The following is a 16,339-nucleotide window of genomic DNA, read 5'->3' on the forward strand; positions in this document are numbered from 1 at the left end:
TCACGCGTGAGCCGTTACGCGCCGGCCAGACCGGCGGCGCGAGCGGCATACACGACGTGCCGACGCAGCGGGTGTCCTTCAGGCAACGCAGGATGGTCGAAATCGCGCGCGGGCTGACGCTGCATGCCGAGCCGCTGCATCACGTGCCGTGATCGCAGGTTGGTGTCTGCCGTCCACGCAAAGATCTCGCCAAGCCCGATCCGGTCGAACCCGTCGGCCAGTGCGGCGGCAGCGGCTTCGACAGCGTAGCCGTGCCCCCAGGCGTGACGCGCCTGCCGCCATATGATCTCGACGCACGGCGCCATCGGATGCGTTGCACGCGCTTCGTGCGACAGGCCGCACACACCGATCAGCATCGCGTCGGCGCGGCGCTCGACGGCCCACGGGCCGAAACCGTGTGCGTGGAAATGCGCGTCGAAGCGCGCGATGGCGTCGCTCGCCTCGTCAACTGACATCGGGCCGCGCGCGAGCCATGCTGTCACGTCCGGATCCTCATGCATCGCCGACAACGCGCCCACATCCGCCGGTCGCCAGCGACGCAGCGTCAGGCGCTCGGTTTCGATCTTCGACGGAATGGACATAGGGGAGACGGATCGTTCGGGCCGCGTGACGCGAGTGCCGCCACAAACCTGAAAGCGGAACGGATGGAGGAGAGATGGAAATCGTCGCCTTTGCCGGCGACGATCCAGTGAACGAATGACGAGATACGGGCGCTGGTGCGCCCGCGGCGATTACTCGTTTTCTTCGAAGTAATGCCCGAACTTCGTCTGCTTCGTGCGGATATAACGCTCGTTTTCCTCGCGCACGGGCACGGCAAGCGCCACGCGTTCGCAGACGGGTATACCGTGCTTCGCGAGCGTATCGAACTTCGCCGGGTTGTTGCTCATCAGCCGCACCGACGTCACGCCGAGGATCCGCAGGATGGCGGCGGCCGAATCGTATTCGCGGGCGTCGTCGGGCAGGCCGAGGTCGAGGTTCGCCTCGACGGTGTCGCGCCCCTGCTCCTGCAGCGCGTAAGCGCGGATCTTGTTGCTCAGGCCGATCCCGCGCCCTTCATGGCCGCGCAGGTACAGCAGCACGCCGCGGTCTTCCGCCGCGATGTAGCGCAATGCGAGATCGAGCTGCTCGCCGCAGTCGCAGCGGTACGAGCCGAATACATCGCCGGTCAGGCATTCGGAATGAAGGCGCGTCAGCACGGACTGCTCGCCGGCGACGTCGCCCATCACGAGCGCGAGATGTTCGGCATCGCTGCCCGATACGCGAAACGCGTATGACTTGAACGTACCGTAGCGCGTAGGCAGCGACGCGGTGGCGACGAGGGTCACGCACTCGTCGGCCTGGTCATTGCCCTGCGTGGGCGATTGGGGACGCGAAGACATCATGAATTCAATCGAAACGTTCAGGAATGTAGGAGTTGTGTGGATAGTGCGTGACCGGAGTTTACCGCTAATCTGGAAACGTCACGCGACTGCCACTGGCTGCCCGGCTATACTGGGCTTATCGGGTGTCGCGCACCAACGCCCTGCCTTCCCTGTATCGACCTGCACACGGAGAAAGCGAATGAGCACGACTGTCGCGCAGATTCTCAAGGCCAAGCCGGATTCGGGCCGCACGATCTACACCGTCACGAAGACCGATCTCGTCTACGACGCCATCAAGCTGATGGCGGAAAAGGGGATCGGCGCGTTGCTGGTGGTGGACGGCGACGACATCGCGGGCATCGTCACCGAGCGCGATTATGCGCGCAAGGTCGTCCTGCAGGACCGCTCATCGAAAGCCACCCGCGTCGAGGAAATCATGACGGCGAAGGTGCGCTACGTCGAACCCTCGCAATCCACCGACGAGTGCATGGCGCTGATGACCGAACACCGCATGCGCCACCTGCCCGTCCTCGACGGCGGCAAGCTGGTCGGGCTCATCTCGATCGGCGACCTCGTGAAGAGCGTGATTGCCGATCAGCAGTTCACGATCAGCCAGCTCGAACACTACATTCACGGCACACCGGTCGCTTCCACCTGATCCGCCCCAGCGAAAAAGGCCCAAACGCGTCAGCGTCTGGGCGGAAAGCCGCCGGCATGCGGCGACGGAGGTTCTGCTCCTGCGGGCGAACGACGCGGGCACATGCCGCGCGTCTCGTCGATTGAATCCTGCGCTCGGGCAGACCGGGGACGTTCGATTAGTTGCCGAAGTAGACCGAGTTCACGGGGTTCGGCGCGTCATGCGTGATGCGGCGGCCTGCCTGGCCGGCACCCGTCGCCACTGCACCGTAGCCGCTCGTGTCGGCCTGCGCGAGCGTCGGCTGGTTCGGCTGGATCCGTTGTTCGGCTGCCTGGATGTCGTTCGGGTACTGCGAATCGCTCGCGAGCGGCTTGTAGCCGTTCTGTTCGAGTTGTACGAGTTCGGCCTTGACCTGGTCGCGCGTCAGCCCCTGTTCGGACTGTGCAAACGATGCGATCGGTGCGGCAAGGACGGATGCGGCGATAGCTGCGTAGATGATCGACTTCATGATTTACCTCCGGTGTATGTTCTCTTTTGGCGTCGCCTCGGCAGGACTGTCTGAAGCGATGGAATCCAGTTTAGTTCTCGTCCATCCAAGGGGAAACCCTTAGTTTGAACATACAGCGTTGCGATTTTGACAAAAATCGCCGGCACATCCGGCGTGACATCGTCGCAACTTGCTTCATCTGCACAACAATCGCTGACGAAATGCCGACAGCCAAATGACATATCCTGAAGGTTGTGTTGTAGAATCGTAAGGTTATATTCGTCAGTCGATATCCCATCCACCATGTACGCGCTCACGCCCTTTTCGGTTTCGCCGTCCGGCCCGTCCGGCGTGCGCGCGCGCGCCGGCCATCCGGCGCATCCCCTCGCTCGACGCACGGCCCAGGTGCCGCTCGCCCCTGCCCGGCGCCTGATCTGACGGCTCGGTCTCCTCCCGGAGCCAGGTCAGACAGGCTCCGGGCGATCCCCATAGGCACGCCACGCCTGCCCTTGCCGATCATTTGGAGAACTCCCATGAAACAACGCCTTTACCAGTTGACCGAACTCGACGTTGCTCGCCTCGAAAAGCACGCCGAACACAACCCGCGCTTCCAGACCATGCTCGACACGCTGCTGGAGCGTGCCGACATCGTCCAGCCCGATGCCATCAAGGCCAATGTCGTCACGATGAACTCGCAGATCACGCTGCTCGACGAGGCGACCCAGGAACAGGCCACCTGGACGATTGTTTATCCGGATGCCGCCAATCTCGAACTCGGCCGCCTGAACGTCTTCTCGCCCGTCGGCATGGCCCTGCTGGGCACCCAGCGTGGCCAGATGGTCAAGGTGATGCAGCCGAGCGGTGCCGAAAAGCTGATGAAGGTCTCCGCAATCGTGTTCCAGCCGGAAGCCAACGGCGAATACACGCGCTGACACCATCGGCAGCCGGCTGCCGAGTTCGACACCGGCGCAGAATGCAAAAAAGCGAGGCCAATGCCTCGCTTTTTTGCATTCCGGCGATCCGAATCGTCGCCATCACATCCCGCAGACGAAAAAAAGGCGCCCGAAGGCGCCTTTTTCGATGCTGCGATGCGGGTTACCCCGCCGTCACGCTTAGAAGCGGTGACGCAGACCAACCGTTGCTGCGGTTTGGTTGATCGACGAGCTCGGCAGGTTGTCGCTGAAGTTGTTGCCGTTGTAGATCGACGCGCCGATGCCGTTCTTCGCTGCACGCTGGTACACAGCTTGTGCGTAGACGTCCGTGCGCTTCGACAGTGCGTAGTCAGCTTGCAGGCCGAACTGGTTCCAGTGCGTGCTGCCGTTGTTGATCTTCGCGTTCGTGTACGTGTAAGCAGCACCCAGGCCGAGAGCCGGCGTCAGGTTGTACTTGGCGTTGACTTCGTAGTTGTCGGTGCGCAGCGTGCCCAGACCGACAGCATTGTTGTCGAGACGCGCTTGCGTCCATGCAGCGCCGACTTGTGCCGGGCCGAATGCGTAACCAGCAGCAGCGCCGTACGTGCGGACGCGGCCTTGGCTAGCGATGCCACCGATTGCCGACGACGTTGCGCCGTTTGCGTTCGTGCCGTCACCCAGGTTCGCTTGCGAGTATGCACCAGCCAGCTTCAGGCCTTGGAACTGGTATGCAACGCCTGCGCTGTATGCACGGTTGTTGCCGAAGTTCGTGTTGTTCGAGAACGAGTACGTGCCGCCGAATTGCAGGCCAGCGTAGTTCGCGCTCGTGAACTTGATCGTGTTGTTCTGAGCGACATCACCGTTCGTGCTCAGACGGTCGAGGTTCAGCGGGTGCGCGAAGTACGTGCCGCCCCACGAGCCCGTTGCCGTCAGCGGCGCCAGGTAGTCTTGCGTTGCGTCATACTGCTTACCCAGCGTGACCGTGCCGTACTGGCTCGACAGGCCGACGAAAGCTTGACGGTTGAACATGCCGCCGTTGCCGTTCGCGAACTTGCCGTTACCGATGTTGAAGCCGCTTTCCAACGTGAAGATTGCCTTCAGGCCGCCACCCAGGTCTTCCGAGCCACGCAGGCCGAAACGGCTCTGGTCAATGCCCGAACCCATCGCCCAACGCGACTTGCCAGCTTGGCCGAGTGCCGGCTGGACGTTGCTCGTGTAGGTGATGCCTGCGTCCAGCACGCCGTACAGCGTGACGCTGCTTTGCGCGTGAGCGACGGTAGCAAACGATGCTGCAGCTGCTGCAACGATCAGAGTCTTGTTCATTCGTGGAGCTCCCTTCTAAAAAGAGGCAGGTCTCGCGACCTTGTTCATAAACGGTCTGCAACCGCCCGGGAGCGCCATCGATTCTGCTGGCGGCGCCCGGATAGTTGCCCGTTTGGGAACCGTGAGTTTAGGGGTGTACCCTAGGGGAGCGATCCGCAAATAAAGAAATAAGCTTTTCCAGAACTAGAAATAATGAAAGTAGGGCCGAGTTATAAGTATTTGTTTTGATGTTTGTTTTTGACTTCTTGACGGGGGCTTTTTGGAGCCTTTCATCGCACCATTCTTTCATGTCATCGTCTTGACGGTTGCATAGAAACAACAAACGGATTCGGCGAGACACCCCGGAATCGGCAAATTTTACCCAATCCGATCTCGAATTTCAGGCTCGGACACCTAAAACGCATCCGTCGGCCAGTAAACAGCGCACGACATGCGTTCACCGGGGCACATCCATCCGTGGGCCATCCATACGGAAGGGCCGGCTTCGATCTGCCGGGGTTCGCCCACCTGCCGTGACACGCGGTAACAGCCTTAACCGCTCGCGTAACCCGGCCGGCCGACTGGCAGGCTAATGTAAGGCAGCCTCGAATACAGAACAGGACCGCCATGAATCGACGCTCGTTGTTACGCGCCATCGGATTGACCGCCGCCTTCATGGGCACCGGTGGCTGGCTCCGCGCCGCCTCGGCCCAGCCCGCTCCGCCCGTATACCGGCCGTCCGGCCCGAATCGCGTGCCCGGCGGGCCGCCCTATCCCGACCGCCCGGGCTTCGCACCGCCGGCCGCCCGGCACGATCGCCGCCCGCCGCCGCCACGGCCGCACGGCTATATATGGACGGACGGCTACTGGCGCTGGCAGCGTGGCCGCTATATATGGGTGCCGGGGCGCTGGGTCGCACGGCGCCCCGGGCGCCGATGGATACCCGGCTACTGGCGCCGCCAGGGACAGGTGTGGATCTACGTCGACGGCACCTGGCGATAGGCAGCCATCCGGCGCCCGCCCGGTGGCAGGCACGGGCCGGGCGGCGCGGGCAAATCCGTGCCGTTCAGCCCCGACAATCATGACGCCCGGCTGGCGCCCCGCGAATCCAGCCCCACCCCGCCCCAAAGCCGGTGCGCAAACCGGCGGCGACGCTTCCGGTCACGCAACCTCGGCCATCGACATGGCTCGCTGATCTACGGCGCACCATCCCGCCTCGAGCGGACCCTGCCGCACCCTTCGTCCGCCAGGCGGAGAAAGTCCGCTGTCGCGGTCGCCCCGTACCTGCCCTTGCAAGCGGGGCGCCGCCAGCGCATTGCCGCATCCGGGCCGAATGAAACACACCGGAGCATCAGCGCCCTCGCTCAACCCGACGAGACCATTCGGATAACGAAATCATGCAATGGCGATGCGCCGACAATCAAGCCACGCGTCGTCGCATCACAACCGATCCGCGGCACAACACGCAGCGACAAGACGGCGCACGCGCCCGCTCAGCGCCCGCCGCCCTCCAGCTCCCGTGCACGCCGTCGCGCAACGCAGATCGCGCGATGATGTTCGTCGGCCCACCGGATCATTGCCTGCATCGGCGTCAGGAACGAACGCCCGAGATCGGTCAGCGCATATTCGACACGCGGCGGCACTTCTGCGTACAACGTGCGACTGACGAAGCCGTCCTGCTCGAGCCGCTTGAGCGTGCGCGACAGCATCTGGTTCGACACATCGCCGATCGTACGGCCGAGTTCGTTGAAACGCATCGTCCCGCCGGACAGCGCTTCGAGTACGAGCAGGCTCCACTGGTCGCCGATGCGATCGAGCACATCGCGGATCGGGCACGGCTGATCGAGTTCGACGGGTTCATCGGCGGGCGGAAACGACATAACTGGATTCTCTTTCAAGGGCAATGCATGGTCAGCGCGGTGTGACCTGTTCACACCGCGCTGACTTCTTGTGACGGGTTCGCGGCAACTGTACCATTCGAGCGACCGACGGCCGCGCGGATTCGCCAGTTCAACGAAGCATGACGACGGCGCGCGGGCCTCGCCCAACCAGCATCGTGACGGTTCGCACCGGGCCGTGAATCCTTCGCGCCGACAAGGCTCGTGTATCCGCAACCATGCGCCGTCGCACGCCGATCGCCGCGGCAGGCTCGACCCGCCGTCGCGCATCGCGCACCGACCCACGCTTCGTCAGACGAGGAACCCGCAACATGTCATCGCTCCGCTCCTCCGTTCGCGCCGTTGCCGCGCTCGTCCTGCTGGCCGCGTCGACGGCCGCGCTGGCCGCCGGCCCGGCCACGCGCGACCTGGCCGCCGAGGAAGCCAACCGCCAGCTCGTGCTGACGTTCTACGACCGCTTCTTCAACAGGCACGAAGCCGTCGAAGCCGCCGCCGTCGTCGCGGACGACTACAAGCAGCACAACCCGCACGTGCCGGACGGCAAGAAGCCGTTCGTGTCGTACTTCGTCGGCGCGTTCCAGAAGAACCCGGCTTCGCGCGCCCGCATCGTGCGCAGCGCAACCGACGGCGACCTCGTCTACCTGCACGTGCATGCAACGGAGCGCCCGGGCGACCGCGGCGAAGCGGTCGTCGACATCTTCCGCGTAAAGGACGGCAAGATCGTCGAACACTGGGACGTGATCCAGCCGGTACCGGAAAAGTCCGCGAACGCGAACACGATGTTCTGACGCGCGCGGCCGGCGCTTGGTGCGCCACGATGCACACCATCCGTCGACGGACGACCGACCGTCTGGCAAGCGCGGATGCCCCGCGCCGGCGAAGTCCCCTACAATCGAGCTTCGCCGCCGCGCCGGCCTCCGTCCCGCATGACCGCACCGCCAGCCGCCGCGCCGCCGGCGTGCCGTCGCAAGCGAAGCACGGCCGGCACGGACGGCCGTTCGCGAAGACGGTGTCAACGATGAGCCCCGCCCATATTTCCCTCAGCAATGCCGGCGACCTGGTCGCCAGCCTCGGCAGTCCGCAGTTTCCCGCCCGGCTCTGGGCGTGGCTGCGCGAAACCGTCGATCCGCAGTCCCATTACAGCGTCGCGACACGCTACCGTCGCGATGCGCCGTCGCAGTCGATCGACAGCGTCGACGTGCTGTTCTTCGCGGGCGGCGACGATCCCGACGGCACGCGCCACGCGCTCGACCTGTACACCCAGGGCGACTGGCGCACCGACACGCTGCTCCCGCATATCGAGCGCGCCACCGATTCGCAGCTCGTGTTCTCGTGCAACGAGGACATCGATACGGCAACCGAATACGGCCGCCATTTCGCGCTCGGCGATCTCGGCGAAGACTGCACGCTGCTCGGCAGCGAGCGCGACTATGTCTATGCGTTCTCGCTGTTCCGCCGGCGCGGCCAGCCGTCCTATACGCTGGCCGAGCTGGCGCTGCTGCGGCAGCTCGGCGATTTCGTGCTGCCGCTCCTGATCCAGCATGCACGGCTCGCCCGCCTGACGCCGCGCTCGGACGACGGCGCGCTGCTGCAGCGCTTCGAGCAGCGCCTGTCGGCTAGCGGCGCGGCGCTGTCGCAGCGCGAGCGGCTCGTGTGCCGCGCGGTGCTGCAAGGCCGGCCCGTCCCGCAGATCGCAGAGACGCTCGCGCTCAAGCCGAGCAGCGTGCGCACCTATCTCGGGCGCGCGCTCGCGAAGCTCGGCGTGGCGAACCGGGCCGGGCTGTTCGCGTGGTGCGTGACCGAAGAGGAACCGCCGGAGGACCGCGGTCAATAGATGCCCCCTCCGCATCGCGTCAATCCGTCTCGCCCCCGCCGCCTTTGTCGCGCGTTGTCCTCAAAACGATGACAGACAGCCGGCCGCCCCGCTCCTAGTATCTGACTCACCCGACGACCGGAACGCGTCGGATATCACGGAGACACGGCATGCCGAATACCGGATGGACGCCGGCCCGCACGGCCGCGCGCGCGTCACCCATCGATCCTCCGATTCTGACCCGGTGGCGCGATCGGCGTGACGCTCGCGCCGGGGCCGGCCTTCACCACGACGCCTCGCCGCGCCTGCCGCGCACCACCGGCACCTAGCCGCCCCGCACCTCATTCAAACCCGACCGGGTTCACGCGACCGGACGTGCCGCACGGCCCGTCCGCCGCACACGTGCGCCCGTCGAACCTTCCCTCATCCGGAGGAGACACATGCAACACGCCGATGCCGTCTATCTGAACGGCCTGCTTTACACGGGCGATGCGCAACGCCGCTTCGCGCAGGCGCTCGCCACCAAAGAAGGCAAGATCGTTGCTGTCGGCCGCGACGACGACATCCGCGCGCTGGCCGGCCCCGCGACGCGCATCGTCGACCTGGCCGGCAGGCTGATGCTGCCGGGCCTCATCGACGGCCACGTGCATCCGCTCGAAGGCCACCAGATCCTCGGCGACTTCGACCTGTCCGGCATCAACGATCCCGACGCGATCCTGCAGCGCATTCGCGCATGCGCCGATGCGACGCCGAACGAACCGTGGGTCTATCTCGGCGGCGCCAACCTGGCCGCATTCGGCGCGTATCCGACCCGCGAGCTGCTCGACCGGATCGTGCCCGACAGGCCGCTGCTCGTGGTCGGCTTCGACGTGCACAGCGGCTGCCTCAACACGAAAGGGCTCGAAGCGGCCGGCATCCACGCCGATACGCCCGACCCGGCCGGTGGCGTGTACGAGCGCGACGCATCCGGCGCGCCGAATGGTGTCGTGCATGAAGCGGCGTTCTACCGCGTGTGCCCGATCATTCCGCAACTGAGCCCGGCCGGCTACCCGAAGTCGCTCGCGAAAGCGCACGCGATGGCGCACGGTTACGGCCTCACCGGCTGGTTCGACGCGCGCGTCGAGGAGGCCGAGCTCAACGCGTATGCCGACGCGCAGCGCGCGGGCACGCTGAAGGTATACATGAGCGCGGGCCTCTATGCGAACCCGCGCCGCGATCCGCGCGAACAGATCGAGCGCTTCGCCAGATGGCGTCGCGAGTACGAATGCGACAACCTGCGCCTGCATACGGTGAAGATCTTCGTCGACGGGGTGCCCGAATCGAAGACCGCCGCGCTGCTCGAGCCATACGCCGGCACCGACGATTGCGGCCTCGCGCTGTGGAGCCAGGACGCACTGAACGAGATCTGCCTGCTTGCCGATACGGCCGGCTTCGACCTGCACTTCCACACGCTCGCCGACCGTGCGGTACGCATGACGCTCGACGCGCTCGAATATGTCCAGATCCGCAACGGCATGCGCGACCGCCGCGCGCAGCTCGCGCACCTGCAGCTCGTCGATCCGGCCGACATGAGCCGCTTCAACCGGCTCGGCGCGATCGCCAGCGTGCAGACGCTGTGGACGGCCGCGCGCGAGGAGCAGCAGCAGCTCTACCGCGACCTGCTCGGCGCGGAACGCACCGCGCGCAACTATCCGTTCCGCAGCCTGCGCAACGCGGGCGCGATGCTCGCGGCCGGCTCCGACTGGTCGGTCAGCACGATGGACCCGATGCAGATCATCCAGACGGGCGTCACGCACCTGCTGATCGACCAGCCCGACAGCCCGCCGTGGAATCCGCACGAACGCCTCGACCTGCTCACGATGCTCGAGGCCTATACGGTGAACACCGCGTATGCGCTGCGCTTCGACGACTGCACGGGTTCGCTCGAAGCGGGCAAGGACGCGAGCTTCGCGATCCTCGACCGCAATCCGTTCGCGCACCCCGTCGAGACGTTCGCGCAAACCCGTGTGATCGAGACGTGCTTCCGCGGCGAAGTCGTATACGCCGCGCCGGGCCGGGCCGACTGAAGCACGCATCCATGCGGCCGTCAGGCGACGGCCAGCGCCAGCACCTGCTCGGTCGTCAGCACGTCGCCGAACGTGTCCGACAGCGCGGCCAGCGTCGCGCGATGGAGGTCGCGGTGCGATACCGTGCCGCCGTCCGCGATGTCGAGGTCGCGCGTCGCGCATGCGTCGTCGACGACGATCACCGCGTAGCCGAGCGGCACCGCGTCGCGTGCCGCGCCGGCGACGCATGCATGCGTCATCAGGCCCGTGACGATCAGCGTGTCGACACCGGCCGCCTTCAGGCGCGCGTCGATGTCCGTCGTCGGGAACACGCTCACCGACGTCTTCTTCACCACCGTGTGATGCGCCGCCGGCTGCAGGTCCGCGTGAAAGCGGAAGCCGTCGCTGCCGTCGGCGAAGATCGGACCGTCGGCCGCATCGACGTGCTGGACGTGAAACACCGGAATGCCCGCGCGATCGGCGAACGCGATCACGCGCTGCGCGTTACCCAGCGCGCGCGGCCCCTCCGGAATCGGCAGGCGGCCGCTGAAATATTCATTCTGGAAATCGATCACCAGCAGCGCGGTGCGGGCGGCGTCGATCGATGTCGGCGCGCTCGCGCCCGCCAGGGTACGGATGGTCGGATGTTGCATGGGTCGCCCTCTCTGTTGGCATGTCGAAGGAACGGCGCGCCGGGCCAGCCGGCGCCGCCGTACGCGGCCCGGATACTCCCGGGACGCGAGGCGCCAGTGTCGGGCCGCACGCCCCGGCGCGACAGCGGTGCGCGGGACAACGTCCGACAGGATCGGGCCAACGTGCAAGCCGCCTACGACAGCGCGGCCGTTCGCGCGCCCGGCTGCGTGCGGCCATACGCGACCATCATCGCGAAGCTGAGCAGGAAGCCCGCGCCGCCGACCAGCAGCAGGCCGATCTCGCCGAACACGGGCAGCAGGTTCGTGAGCGCGCCCGTGACGACCCACGCGACGGCCATCACCGAGCCCGCGACGCCGAGCGCCCAGCCTTGCCGATCCTCGCTGACCGCGTCGGAGAACGCCGTATACATCGTCGTGTACGCGACCATGTCGAAGCATCCGACGACCATCGCGAGCGCCCACAGCACCGGCTCGTGCGGGAACAGCGCGGACAGGACCTGGCCGACACCCGCGACGAGCAGGCCCGTCTTCGCGATATCGACCACGCGCCACACGCGCAGCATCCGCCGCACGACGAACAACAGCCCGAACACGAAGCAAAGGCCGATCACGCCGCTGAACAGCCCGAGCCGCGCACTGGTGTAGCCGAATTTCGCCTGCAGCAACAGCATGATGGTCTGCAGGTAGAGCCCGTAGCCGACCTGCATCAGGAAGAACACGACCGACAGGAACGCGACGTTGCGCTGGCGCGCGGCCTCCCCGATGATCCGCAGCGGCAGCAGCGGATCGATGCGCGTGTCGCCGCGCGGTGCGGCCGAATCGCGATACGACGCCAAGGTCCAGAACGCGCAGACCAGCGACAGCGCGGCGACCAGCACGAACGGCGTGCCGTAATCGAACAGCGGCGAAATCGTGCGATCGGACGTCACGCCGCCGAGCACGGGGCCGACGATCACGCCCGCACTGAACGCGAGCGACATGATGCTCATGTTGTACGCCTTGTTCTGCGGCGTGCTCAGGTCGGTGATCGCCGCCTGCGCAATACCCTGGCAGCCTGCCATGAGCCCGGTGAGCCCGCGGCCGGCCAGCAGCAGCGCGACGCTCGCGTGCCACGCGCCGGCCGCCATCATCGCATAGCCGGCCGCGAGGCCGAGCAAGCACAGCAGCAGGATCCTGCGGCGACCGTAGCGATCGGACAGGTCGCCCATCAGCGACGAGCCGAAGAACATGCACAACGGGTAGATCCCGTAGCCGAGGCCGAGGTAGAAATTGCGCGCATGCGCACCGGCGCCGGCCGGCAGGATGCCCGCATGCGGATCGCTGAAGATCGCGGACATCATCGGATAGACGAGCCCGAAGCCCATCGCGTCGATCGCGATCGCGAGCAGGCAGGGGCCGAGCAACTTGTAGTCGAGCCGGGACATGTCGACCTTCCGGACAGAGTGGATGATCGCCCAAGCGTAACGATGGGGCGGCGCCCGCGGTAGGCCGCCGCCCGCGATGCTAAGCATCGGTTCGCCCGATACCCGAACCGACTCGGCAACCGATCGATCGCCTCGACGCCCGGGGCCGGGCCGATCAGCCCCGTCGAGCTGCCGCGGAACCGGCCTGGAGACCCGCGTCGTTCTTCACGTCGACAGCCGGACGATCCCGTACGGATTGAACTTGAAGTCGTCCTCGTCGTGAGACCCGTCGTCGACCAGCAATGCCTCGCGTGCGTGTAACGTCGCATCGATCCCCTGTCGCACGATCTCGTCGGCCACGGCATCCATGATGGCCACGGAGTCGCGATCGGTTCCGCGCGAACGCGGCACCTGCACGTCCGGCAAGCCGACCAGATGAAAGCCCACGCTCTCGAAGTAACCGTCCGATCCCAGCGGGCGCCGAGCGAACGCCAGCCGGCACACCCGGTTCTGCGCAAGCGTGTCGTCGCGGTCGGTCGCGACCGCGCCCATCCGAATCAGCTCTCGCCATCGGTGCAGCCCGTGCGCCACGCCCGCGCTCTCGCCCTTGACCGCCACGGCGCCGGCATCGATCAGCCGATCGACCAGGAACAGCGCACCGATCGTCGCACGCACGGCATTGTCCCGCGTCATACGCGGGCCGAGCACGTACAGCACCGACTGATGTGCGCCGACGGCTTCGGCGTCCGCCCGCGTCCACGCATCCGGTTCGACGCGGTCGCGGCAAATCTCGAACGAACGGCTCATCCGCTCGTCCGGCGCGGCGGTGGAATAGGCGTCGTCGACGCCGAACCCCGTTGCGAATTCGGCAATCGCCGCGTTCGTCGCATCGCGCAGGCGCCGCAGTTCGCGTTCAGCGCCGAGAAAGCACAGCACGTGCCGCGGCTGCACCAGCGATTCACCCGACCAGGCTGCCCGCCGGTCCGTTTGCGGCACGGCGGCCTGTTGCGCCGCCCCGCCGTCGAGCAGCTTCTTCAACCTTGAAAACATCCGTCACCTCCCATGCCGACCTTACGTGCCGCCATGATAGCGACCTGCTAAGTCACGGAAGCGACGGCGCCGACGCGTTCGACCACGTCATCCGTATCGGGGGGGGGCCTGCCTGCGTGCCGGAATCGATCGGCGGCAGCCCGCGGGACAGCCGCATCCGTCGCTATTTGACGCCCAACGGCTCGCTCCGAAACTGCCGGCGCGCCGTCGTGCATGAACACGCCGTACAACCGCCCCCTCTGGCACCCACCCGCCCGAAAACGGCGATGCCGCCGGCGGCTCTCCCGCGCGGCGGCATCGTCATTTGCGGCGCCACGCGCCACGCGCCGCGCTTACCCCTTCGGCTGGATCGCCGGCGCGCCATTGCCGCGCGCCGCCTGCCCACTACCCCGCACGAAGCGTCGCCCGCGCGGACCGTACACGCCATCCGGTTCCGGATACAGCGTCAGCAGCACGAAATACAGCGCGCCGCCCACCGCCAGCGACACCGGCACGCTGAGATCGAGTCCGCCCGCGAGGTTGCCGAGCGGCCCGACGAACTGCCCCGGCAGGTTCACGAACGACAGCCCGACGATCGCGGCCGGCAGCCACGCCCCCATCGCGCGCACGTTCCATCCATGCGTGAACCAGTAGTGGCCGCCGCGCAGCCCGCGGTTGAACACCTGCAGGTCGTCGGCAAGGTAGTAGCCGCGCCGCGTCACGTAGCCGATCACCATGATCGCCATCCACGGGCAGCTGAACGTGTCGATCAGCGTCGAGAACGTCGCGACGCTTTCGACGAGGTTGAACCAGAAGCGGCCGACGAAGATGAACGCGATCGCTATCGTGCCGATCAGCAGCGTCGCACGCACGCGGTTCAGCAGGCGCGGGAACATGCTCGACACGTCGAGGCCGGTGCCGTACAGCGCCGTCGTGCCGGTCGACATCCCGCCGATGATCGCGATCAGGCACATCGGCAGCAGGAACCAGCGCGGCGAGATCGCAAGCAGCCCGCCGACGTAGTCGTTCGACGCGATGAACGCGGGCGCCTTCGTCGCGATGATCGTCGCGGTCGCGAGGCCGAAGAAGAACGGCACGAAGGTCGCGATCTGCGCGGCGAACACGGCGCCCATCACGCGATGCTTCGGCGTGTGCCGCGGGATGTAGCGCGCCCAGTCGCCGAGCGTCGACGCGAACGATACCGGGTTGCTCAGCGCCACCAGCACCGCGCCCACGAACGCGGCCCAGAAGCCCGCGCTGCCCTGCTGCACCGTGCCGGCGTAGCGCGTGTCGAACAGGCCGGCGAACGCGAACAGGCCCGCGACGAACAGTACGCTCGCCGCCCACACGGCGATCTTGTTGACCCACAGCATGAAGCGAAAGCCGTAGATGCAGACGATCAGCACGAGTACCGCGAACACCATGTACGCCGCGCCGAGCGTGAAGCCGTTGACCGGCACGCCGACCATGTCGTGCGCGCCGCCGACGAGCGCGTCGCCCGAGCTCCACACCGCGAGCGAGAAGAATGCGATCGACGTGAGCAGCGCGAGGAACGAGCCGACGATCCGGCCGTGGATGCCGAAATGCGCGCCGGACGACACGGGGTCGCTCGTGCCGTTGCGCGGGCCGAACAGGCTCATCGGCGCGAGGATGCAGGTGCCGGCGAGCACGCCGAGCACGATCGCGCAGACACCCGCCTTGAACGACAGCCCGACCAGCACGGGAAAACTGCCGAGCACCGATGTGGAAAAAGTATTGCAGCCGCCGAACAGCAACCTGAACAGATCGATCGGCCGCGCATAGCGCGATGCATCGGGAATGCGCTCGAAACCGAACGACTCGACCTGCGTAATCCTGCCTTCACTCATTTGTCTCCCACTCCTCTGGTGCGTCTGTACCGCCCGGGACTGCGGCGATACGACACATCGTCATCGATTCGCGGCCACTCTAAACCGGATCGCGCGGCGCAAATATCACGCATTCGAGACGTTTACGACGAAGGAGAACAATGTTTCCCGGCAGGCCAGCGGCCGGCGCCCGCGCCATCCGTACGGCGCGGGCGATGCGAGGTCAGTGCGCGCCCTCCGCCGCCGGCGCGCGGCATGCGACCAGGCCCCGCTGAACGGCTTGCCGCGCCTCGATGCCGGCGAGCCAGCGCTCGACGTGCGGGTAGTCGGCCAGATCGAGATCGAGTTCGGGCGCCGCGCGCAGCCATGGAAACGCGGCGATGTCGGCGATCGAATACCGCGGCGACGCGAGATACGCCGATTCCGCCAAACGGCCATTCACGACGCCATAGAGGCGCCGCGCCTCGTTCCGGTAACGCTCGAGCGCTTGCGCATTGACCGTCGTCGAGGCATGCAGGAACCACCAGAGCTGGCCGAGCATCGGCCCGATCCCGCCGATCTGGAAGTGCAGCCATTGCTGGACGGCCGTGTGCTCGGCCAGCGTGTCAGGCTGCAGAACGCCCGTCTTCGCGGCGAGATAGCTCAGGATCGCGCCGGATTCGAACACGGTCAGCCCGGTGTCGTGGTCGACGATGGCCGGGATCTTGCCGTTGGGGTTGATCGCGAGGAACGCCGGGCTGCGCTGTTCGCCGGCGGACAGATTCACGTGCACGCGGTCGTAGGCGAGCCCGGCCTCTTCCAGGTAAATGGCGATCTTGTGTCCGTTCGGCGTGTCGGCCGTATGGAACGTGAGGGGATGCGTCGAGGTCATGTCGGTCCTTGTCTTCCGGTTATCGTTGCAACTACAATCGTTGCAATTGCAATCCTATGCCGGAATCGACAGCCCCGGCGAC

16 protein-coding genes are annotated in these 16,339 nt (G+C 66.3%); 6 read left to right on the top strand and 10 right to left on the bottom strand.

The window, feature by feature from the left end:
* Positions 1-14: 14 nt before the first annotated feature.
* Entirely contained in the window at positions 15-581 is a 567-nt protein-coding gene (locus tag LXE91_RS20380; RefSeq protein ID WP_039344008.1) for a GNAT family N-acetyltransferase, read from the bottom strand.
* 150 nt (positions 582-731) lie between these two features.
* Positions 732-1,382, bottom strand: a complete 651-nt coding sequence (gene ribA / locus LXE91_RS20385) for a GTP cyclohydrolase II (protein ID WP_039344006.1) — start codon at positions 1,380-1,382, stop codon at positions 732-734.
* Positions 1,383-1,560: 178 nt separating this feature from the next.
* Between ribA and LXE91_RS20390 the strand changes: the two genes are divergently transcribed.
* Positions 1,561-2,019 (top strand): CBS domain-containing protein, encoded by a 459-nt coding sequence (locus tag LXE91_RS20390; protein WP_039344004.1) that lies wholly within the window; start codon positions 1,561-1,563, stop codon positions 2,017-2,019.
* Positions 2,020-2,176: 157 nt separating this feature from the next.
* On the opposite strand, the gene LXE91_RS20395 is transcribed toward LXE91_RS20390, so the two are convergent.
* Entirely contained in the window at positions 2,177-2,506 is a 330-nt protein-coding gene (locus LXE91_RS20395) for a DUF4148 domain-containing protein (protein WP_039344002.1), read from the bottom strand.
* Between the two features lie 512 nt (positions 2,507-3,018).
* Here LXE91_RS20395 and LXE91_RS20400 point away from each other — a divergent pair.
* Positions 3,019-3,417: a GreA/GreB family elongation factor gene (locus tag LXE91_RS20400; protein WP_039343999.1), complete on the top strand. Its 399-nt coding sequence runs from the start codon at positions 3,019-3,021 to the stop codon at positions 3,415-3,417.
* A 180-nt stretch (positions 3,418-3,597) separates the two neighbouring features.
* Here LXE91_RS20400 and LXE91_RS20405 read toward each other — a convergent pair whose 3' ends face one another.
* Entirely contained in the window at positions 3,598-4,719 is a 1,122-nt protein-coding gene (locus LXE91_RS20405) for a porin (protein WP_039343997.1), read from the bottom strand.
* A 606-nt stretch (positions 4,720-5,325) separates the two neighbouring features.
* On the opposite strand from LXE91_RS20405, the gene LXE91_RS20410 reads away from it, so the two are divergent.
* Positions 5,326-5,700, top strand: coding sequence for a YXWGXW repeat-containing protein (locus LXE91_RS20410; RefSeq protein WP_076841343.1), 375 nt, complete (start codon positions 5,326-5,328; stop codon positions 5,698-5,700).
* A 491-nt stretch (positions 5,701-6,191) separates the two neighbouring features.
* Here the strand turns inward: LXE91_RS20410 and LXE91_RS20415 are convergent, their stop codons facing one another.
* Positions 6,192-6,578 (bottom strand): winged helix-turn-helix transcriptional regulator, encoded by a 387-nt coding sequence (locus tag LXE91_RS20415; protein ID WP_039343995.1) that lies wholly within the window; start codon positions 6,576-6,578, stop codon positions 6,192-6,194.
* Positions 6,579-6,907: 329 nt separating this feature from the next.
* Here LXE91_RS20415 and LXE91_RS20420 point away from each other — a divergent pair, with 329 nt between their 5' ends.
* The 3 genes from LXE91_RS20420 to LXE91_RS20430 all read left to right on the top strand — a co-directional run bounded on the left by LXE91_RS20420 (position 6,908) and on the right by LXE91_RS20430 (position 10,475).
* The gene (locus LXE91_RS20420) at positions 6,908-7,384 is read left to right on the top strand and encodes a nuclear transport factor 2 family protein (RefSeq protein ID WP_039343993.1); all 477 of its coding nucleotides are present in this window, start codon (positions 6,908-6,910) and stop codon (positions 7,382-7,384) included.
* A 230-nt stretch (positions 7,385-7,614) separates the two neighbouring features.
* Entirely contained in the window at positions 7,615-8,430 is an 816-nt protein-coding gene (locus LXE91_RS20425; protein ID WP_220497409.1) for a helix-turn-helix transcriptional regulator, read from the top strand.
* A gap of 419 nt (positions 8,431-8,849) precedes the next feature.
* On the top strand, positions 8,850-10,475 hold the full coding sequence (locus tag LXE91_RS20430) for an amidohydrolase (protein ID WP_039343989.1): 1,626 nt from the start codon (positions 8,850-8,852) through the stop codon (positions 10,473-10,475).
* Between the two features lie 20 nt (positions 10,476-10,495).
* Here the strand turns inward: LXE91_RS20430 and LXE91_RS20435 are convergent, their stop codons facing one another.
* The 5 genes from LXE91_RS20435 to LXE91_RS20455 form a co-directional block, all read right to left on the bottom strand.
* A complete protein-coding gene (locus tag LXE91_RS20435; protein WP_039343987.1) occupies positions 10,496-11,107 on the bottom strand; it encodes a cysteine hydrolase family protein in 612 nt (203 codons plus the stop codon).
* A gap of 173 nt (positions 11,108-11,280) precedes the next feature.
* A complete protein-coding gene (locus LXE91_RS20440) occupies positions 11,281-12,531 on the bottom strand; it encodes an MFS transporter (RefSeq protein WP_039343985.1) in 1,251 nt (416 codons plus the stop codon).
* Between the two features lie 204 nt (positions 12,532-12,735).
* Entirely contained in the window at positions 12,736-13,560 is an 825-nt protein-coding gene (locus LXE91_RS20445; protein WP_039343983.1) for a hypothetical protein, read from the bottom strand.
* A 332-nt stretch (positions 13,561-13,892) separates the two neighbouring features.
* Positions 13,893-15,407, bottom strand: coding sequence for a purine-cytosine permease family protein (locus LXE91_RS20450; protein ID WP_039343981.1), 1,515 nt, complete (start codon positions 15,405-15,407; stop codon positions 13,893-13,895).
* Positions 15,408-15,609: 202 nt separating this feature from the next.
* Positions 15,610-16,257, bottom strand: a complete 648-nt coding sequence (locus LXE91_RS20455; protein ID WP_039343979.1) for a glutathione S-transferase family protein — start codon at positions 16,255-16,257, stop codon at positions 15,610-15,612.
* Between the last annotated feature and the right edge of the window lie 82 nt (positions 16,258-16,339).

It is taken from the genome of Burkholderia contaminans, assembly GCF_029633825.1.
GTDB lineage: Bacteria > Pseudomonadota > Gammaproteobacteria > Burkholderiales > Burkholderiaceae > Burkholderia > Burkholderia contaminans.